We start from the raw sequence: 4,618 nt of genomic DNA, 5'->3' as shown, positions 1-4,618 counted from the left end.
GCTGCCGGCGCCAGCGGCGTCAGTGCGCTGCCGGCGCCAGCGGCGTCAGCGCACTGCCAGGCGCAAGTGGCGCCAGCCACCAGCGGGGACGGTGGCGTCAGCGCACCGCCGCCACGGCGGCGTCCGGGCCGCCTCGCCAGACCGTGCCGACCTCGCTGAACCCGGCCGCGGTGAGTGCGGCCAGGTGCCAGGAGACCGGAGGGTTCCACTCGGGGCTGTGCCCGGTCGGGTAGATCGCGTGTCGCTTGGCGACAAGCGGGGCGAGGGCCGGGTCGGTGCCGGCCCGCTCCCACCAGTCCGACCAGGACAGCACCGAGCCGGCGGCGTACCGGGCGTCGCGCCGGTCCCGGGCCCGGTCCATCAGCCGCTTGGTCAGCTCCGGCAGGGTGTCGTCGATCATGTGGTCGGCGTTGACGAAGACGCCGCCCGGTCGCAGCACGTCGCGCAGTTCGGCGTAGAGCTGCCCGAGCCGGTCGGCCGGCAGCCAGTGCAGGGCGGTGGCGGTGAGCACGGCGTCGTACTCCTGGTGCGGCAGCGTGGAGCGCCACTCGGGGGTGCCGAGGTCGGCCGTGATGATGGTGGCCCGGTCGGCCAGCGAGGCGCCGGCGATGGCGAGCAGCGCCGGGTCGAGGTCGACCAGTGTCGTCTCCGCGGCGGGGAAGCGCGCCAGCGTCCGCAGCGAGATGGTGCCGGTGCCGCCGGCCAGGTCGAGCACGCGCGGTGGCCGGTCGTCGAGGATCGCATCGACGGTGTCGAGCATGGCGGTGAACCGGTGTTCCCGGTCCGGGAGGTAGGCCTCCTGCTGACGGTCCCAGCTCTCCTGCCAGGCCCAGGGATCCACGATGTAAGGACTCATGGCGATCAGGCTAGTTACGGTACGAGCGCGTTGTCCAGACCTTGTTGCACACCTTTTGCAATTGCGGAAGGATGGCAGGGTGATGATCAGAGCGACGCCGGGCCGGGCGGATGCCCGGCCCGGCGTCCTCCTCGCGGCGGGTCAGACCGTGGTGTCCACCAGGCTCGCGTCGGCCTGGGCCGGTTCGTCGCGCCGGGCCAGCCGCAGCGCGCCGAGGAGCACGACCAGACCGATGAGGGTGAGTGCCGCGCCGGCCCAGATCGGCGAGGTGTAGCCGAGTCCGGCGGCGATGGTCACCCCGCCGATCCACGCGCCCAACGCGTTGCCGAGGTTGAACGCGGCGATGTTCGCCCCGGACGCCAGGGTCGGCGCCTGGTGGGCGTACCGCATGATCCGCATCTGCAGCGGCGGCACGGTGGCGAAGCCGAACCCGCCCATCAGCACCAGCGCGACGATGGTCAGCACCGGGTTCGTGGCGGTCAGCGCGAAGCCGACGAGCACCACGGTGAGCAGCGCCAGGACGGTGACCAGGGTGCGCGACAGTGACCTGTCCGCCGCCCGGCCGCCGAGCAGGTTGCCCGCGAAGAGGCCCACTCCGAAGAGGACGAGCAGCCACGGCACGGTGCTGGTGGCGAAGCCGCTGACCTCGGTGAGGGTGTAGGCGATGTAGGTGAACGCGCCGAACATCCCGCCGAAGCCCAGGACGGTGATCACCAGGGAGAGCCAGACCTGCGGGTGGGTGAAGGCCCGCAGCTCGCCGCGCAGCCCGCCGGCCGGGCGGTCGGCGGTGGCGGTGTCGCCCCCCGGAATGAGCAGGGCCAGCCCGATCAGGGCGACCACCCCGATGGCGGTGATCGCCCAGAACGTCGACCGCCAGCCGAAGTGCTGCCCGAGGAAGGTGCCGAACGGCACGCCGAGCACGTTCGCGATGGTCAGGCCGGCGAACATCATGGCGATGGCGCCCGCCCGGCGGGCCGGTGCGACCAGGCCGGCGGCGACCACGGCGCCGATGCCGAAGAACGCGCCGTGGCAGAGCGCGGCGACGATCCGGCCGGCCATCATCACGGCGTAGTCGCCGGCGACGGCGGAGAGCAGGTTGCCGATGATGAAGAGCACCATCAGGCCGAGCAGCACCGGTTTGCGCGGCAGTCGGGTGACCGCCGCGGTGAGGGCGACGCCGCCGACGGCCACGCTGAGCGCGTAGCCGGAGATCAGCCAGCCGGCCACCGGCTCGGTGACCGCGAAGTCGGCGGCCACCTCGGGCAACAGGCCCATGATCACGAACTCGGTGAGCCCGATGCCGAAGGCGCCGATGGCCAGTGCGATCAGGCCGGGCGGCAGGGACTTGTGGCGTACGGACATGGTCTTCCCATCCGGAGGGGGCAGATGTGCGGCGCGTGCAACTACACGCGCCAGCAACGAAATACTTGCACGCGCTTTATATCGGCGCAAGCGTGGTAGCCTGGGATCCGTTCAGATCACATCAGGAGGCCGGCATGGGCATCGCCGACGACGCGGTCGAGATCCGCGCGCAGGGCTGGCGCACCCTCGCCGCCCTGCACGGGCTGATCGAGACGTCGCTGGAGCGGGCACTGCAGGCTGGCCACGACCTCTCCGTCGTCGAATACACGGTGCTGGACGCGCTCTCCCGCCAGGACGGCTGGCACATGCGGATGAGCCAGCTCGCCCGCGCCGCCGCGCTCTCCGGCAGCGCCACCACCCGGCTGGTCACCCGGCTGGAGCAGCGAGGGCTGCTCACCCGCATCCTCTGCGCCGACGACCGGCGCGGCATCTACACCGAGCTGACCCCGGCCGGCTCCGAGCTGCTCGCCCAGACCCGACCGACCCACGACCGGGTGCTGACCGACGCGCTCGCCGAGGCCGAGGCCACCCCCGAGCTGGCACCGCTTGTCGACGCCCTGCACCGGCTGCCGGCCGCCCGCTGACCGCCCCGCCGACCCGGGCGACGGCGGGCGTACGGTACCGGCAGCCCCACCGGGACCGCCGCGCCAAGGAGGCAGCCGATGCAGGACCGCACCCCTCGTCCGGAGGAGCTGGAGCCGATCGAGCGCGCCGGCATCGACGAGCTGCGCGCCCTGCAACGCGACCGACTGCGCTGGTCGTTGCGGCACGCGTACGACAACGTGCCGCACTACCGGCAGGCGTTCGACGCCGCCGGCGTGCACCCCGACGACTGCCGGGAACTCGACGACCTGGCGCGCTTCCCGTTCACCGGTAAGGCCGAGCTGCGGGAGAACTACCCGTTCGGCATGTTCGCCGTACCCCGGGAGCGGGTCGCCCGCCTGCACGCCTCCTCCGGCACCACCGGCCGGCCGACAGTGGTCGGCTACACCCGTGACGACCTGCGTACCTGGGCGCGCCTGATGGCCCGGTCGATCCGCGCCTCCGGCGGCCGTCCCGGCGACCGGGTGCACGTCGCGTACGGCTACGGGCTCTTCACCGGCGGCCTGGGCGCGCACTACGGGGCCGAGGAGCTGGGCTGCACGGTCATCCCGGTCTCCGGGGGGATGACCGAGCGCCAGGTGATGCTGATCCGCGACTTCGAGCCCGAGGTCATCATGGTCACGCCCAGCTACCTGCTGGCCATCGTCGACGAGATGCGCCGCCAGGGCATCGACCCGCGCGCCACCTCGCTGCAGGTGGGCATCTTCGGCGCCGAGCCGTGGACCGAGGACATGCGCCGCGAGATCGAGCAGCAACTGGACATCCACGCCGTCGACATCTACGGGCTCTCCGAGGTGATGGGTCCCGGCGTGGCGACCGAGTGCGTCGAGACCAAGGACGGGCTGCACCTCTGGGAGGACCATTTCTACCCGGAGATCATCGACCCGGTCAGCGGGGCCGTGCTGCCCGACGGCGAGCGGGGTGAGCTGGTGTTGACCTCCCTGACCAAGGAGGCGATGCCGGTGGTGCGCTACCGCACCCGCGACCTGACCCGGCTGCTGCCCGGCACCGCCCGGCCGATGCGCCGGATCGAGAAGATCACCGGCCGGACCGACGACATGATGATCCTGCGCGGGGTGAACATCTTCCCCACCCAGATCGAGGAGCTGATCCTGCGCACCCCGCAGCTGTCGCCGCACTTCCAGTGCGTCCTCGATCGGCACGGCCGGCTGGACACCCTGACGGTGCGGGTGGAGCGGCGGGCCGGCGTCGACCGGGACGCCGCCGAGCGGGCCGGCGGCACGCTGGTTGCGCTGGTGAAGAACACCATCGGCGTCAGCGTGGCGGTCGACGTCCTCGCCCCGGACACGGTGGAACGGTCGATGGGCAAGATGCGCCGCATCGTCGACCAGCGGCCTGCCTCGATGTCGCCGTCGACATAGGATCCTGCCCATGCGCGTGCTGGTGGTCTCCGCCCCGCTCGTCGGGCACGTCTTCCCGCTGGTGCCCCTCGCGGTCGCGTTGCGCGACGCCGGCCACGACGTGTTGGTGGCCACCGGCGGTGGTGGTCTGGCCGCCGCCGACGCCGGTCTGCCGGTGCACGACATCGCGCCGGGCTTCGACTTCGGCCGGATCGCGCTGCGGGTCTTTCCCCGCCATCCGCTGATCGCGCGGGCCGAGCTGGCCGGCACCGCCGGCACCCGGGGCGCCGGCCTGCTGTTCGGCGCGCTCAACGACCAGCTCACCGACCCGGTGGTCGCGCTGGCCACCCGGTGGCGGCCCGATCTGGTGCTGTACGAGCCGTTCGCGGTCGCCGGCGCGGTGGCCGCGGCGCGGCTCGACGTGCCGGCCGTACGC

The 4,618-nt window shown here is 72.6% G+C and carries 4 protein-coding genes and 1 pseudogene; 3 read left to right on the top strand and 2 right to left on the bottom strand.

Features of this window, described 5'->3' with window-relative positions:
- Window positions 1-97: 97 nt before the first annotated feature.
- Complete coding sequence (locus tag PSH25_RS21360; RefSeq protein WP_238660762.1) at window positions 98-856, bottom strand: class I SAM-dependent methyltransferase; 759 nt, start codon at window positions 854-856, stop codon at window positions 98-100.
- Between the two features lie 141 nt (window positions 857-997).
- Complete coding sequence (locus tag PSH25_RS21355; RefSeq protein ID WP_238660761.1) at window positions 998-2,218, bottom strand: MFS transporter; 1,221 nt, start codon at window positions 2,216-2,218, stop codon at window positions 998-1,000.
- Window positions 2,219-2,352: 134 nt separating this feature from the next.
- On the opposite strand from PSH25_RS21355, the gene PSH25_RS21350 reads away from it, so the two are divergent.
- The 3 genes and pseudogenes from PSH25_RS21350 to PSH25_RS21340 all read left to right on the top strand — a co-directional run.
- Window positions 2,353-2,802, top strand: coding sequence for a MarR family winged helix-turn-helix transcriptional regulator (locus tag PSH25_RS21350; protein WP_238660760.1), 450 nt, complete (start codon window positions 2,353-2,355; stop codon window positions 2,800-2,802).
- 78 nt (window positions 2,803-2,880) lie between these two features.
- Window positions 2,881-4,203 (top strand): phenylacetate--CoA ligase PaaK, encoded by a 1,323-nt coding sequence (gene paaK, locus PSH25_RS21345; RefSeq protein ID WP_238660759.1) that lies wholly within the window; start codon window positions 2,881-2,883, stop codon window positions 4,201-4,203.
- Window positions 4,204-4,213: 10 nt separating this feature from the next.
- Window positions 4,214-4,618: pseudogene (locus tag PSH25_RS21340) on the top strand (glycosyltransferase); the annotation flags it as partial.

It is taken from the genome of Micromonospora foliorum (genome assembly GCF_022229015.1).
Taxonomy (GTDB): domain Bacteria; phylum Actinomycetota; class Actinomycetes; order Mycobacteriales; family Micromonosporaceae; genus Micromonospora; species Micromonospora foliorum.
The sequence above is the reverse complement of the archived record's forward strand: the minus strand, read 5'-3'. Positions and strand labels throughout refer to the sequence as shown.

Coding starts and splice junctions, on each gene's coding strand:
- PSH25_RS21360 (WP_238660762.1), bottom strand. CDS start 856: ATGAGTCCTTACATCGTGGATCCCTGGGCCTGGCAGGAGAGCTGGGAC.
- PSH25_RS21355 (WP_238660761.1), bottom strand. CDS start 2,218: ATGTCCGTACGCCACAAGTCCCTGCCGCCCGGCCTGATCGCACTGGCC.
- PSH25_RS21350 (WP_238660760.1), top strand. CDS start 2,353: ATGGGCATCGCCGACGACGCGGTCGAGATCCGCGCGCAGGGCTGGCGC.
- paaK (WP_238660759.1), top strand. CDS start 2,881: ATGCAGGACCGCACCCCTCGTCCGGAGGAGCTGGAGCCGATCGAGCGC.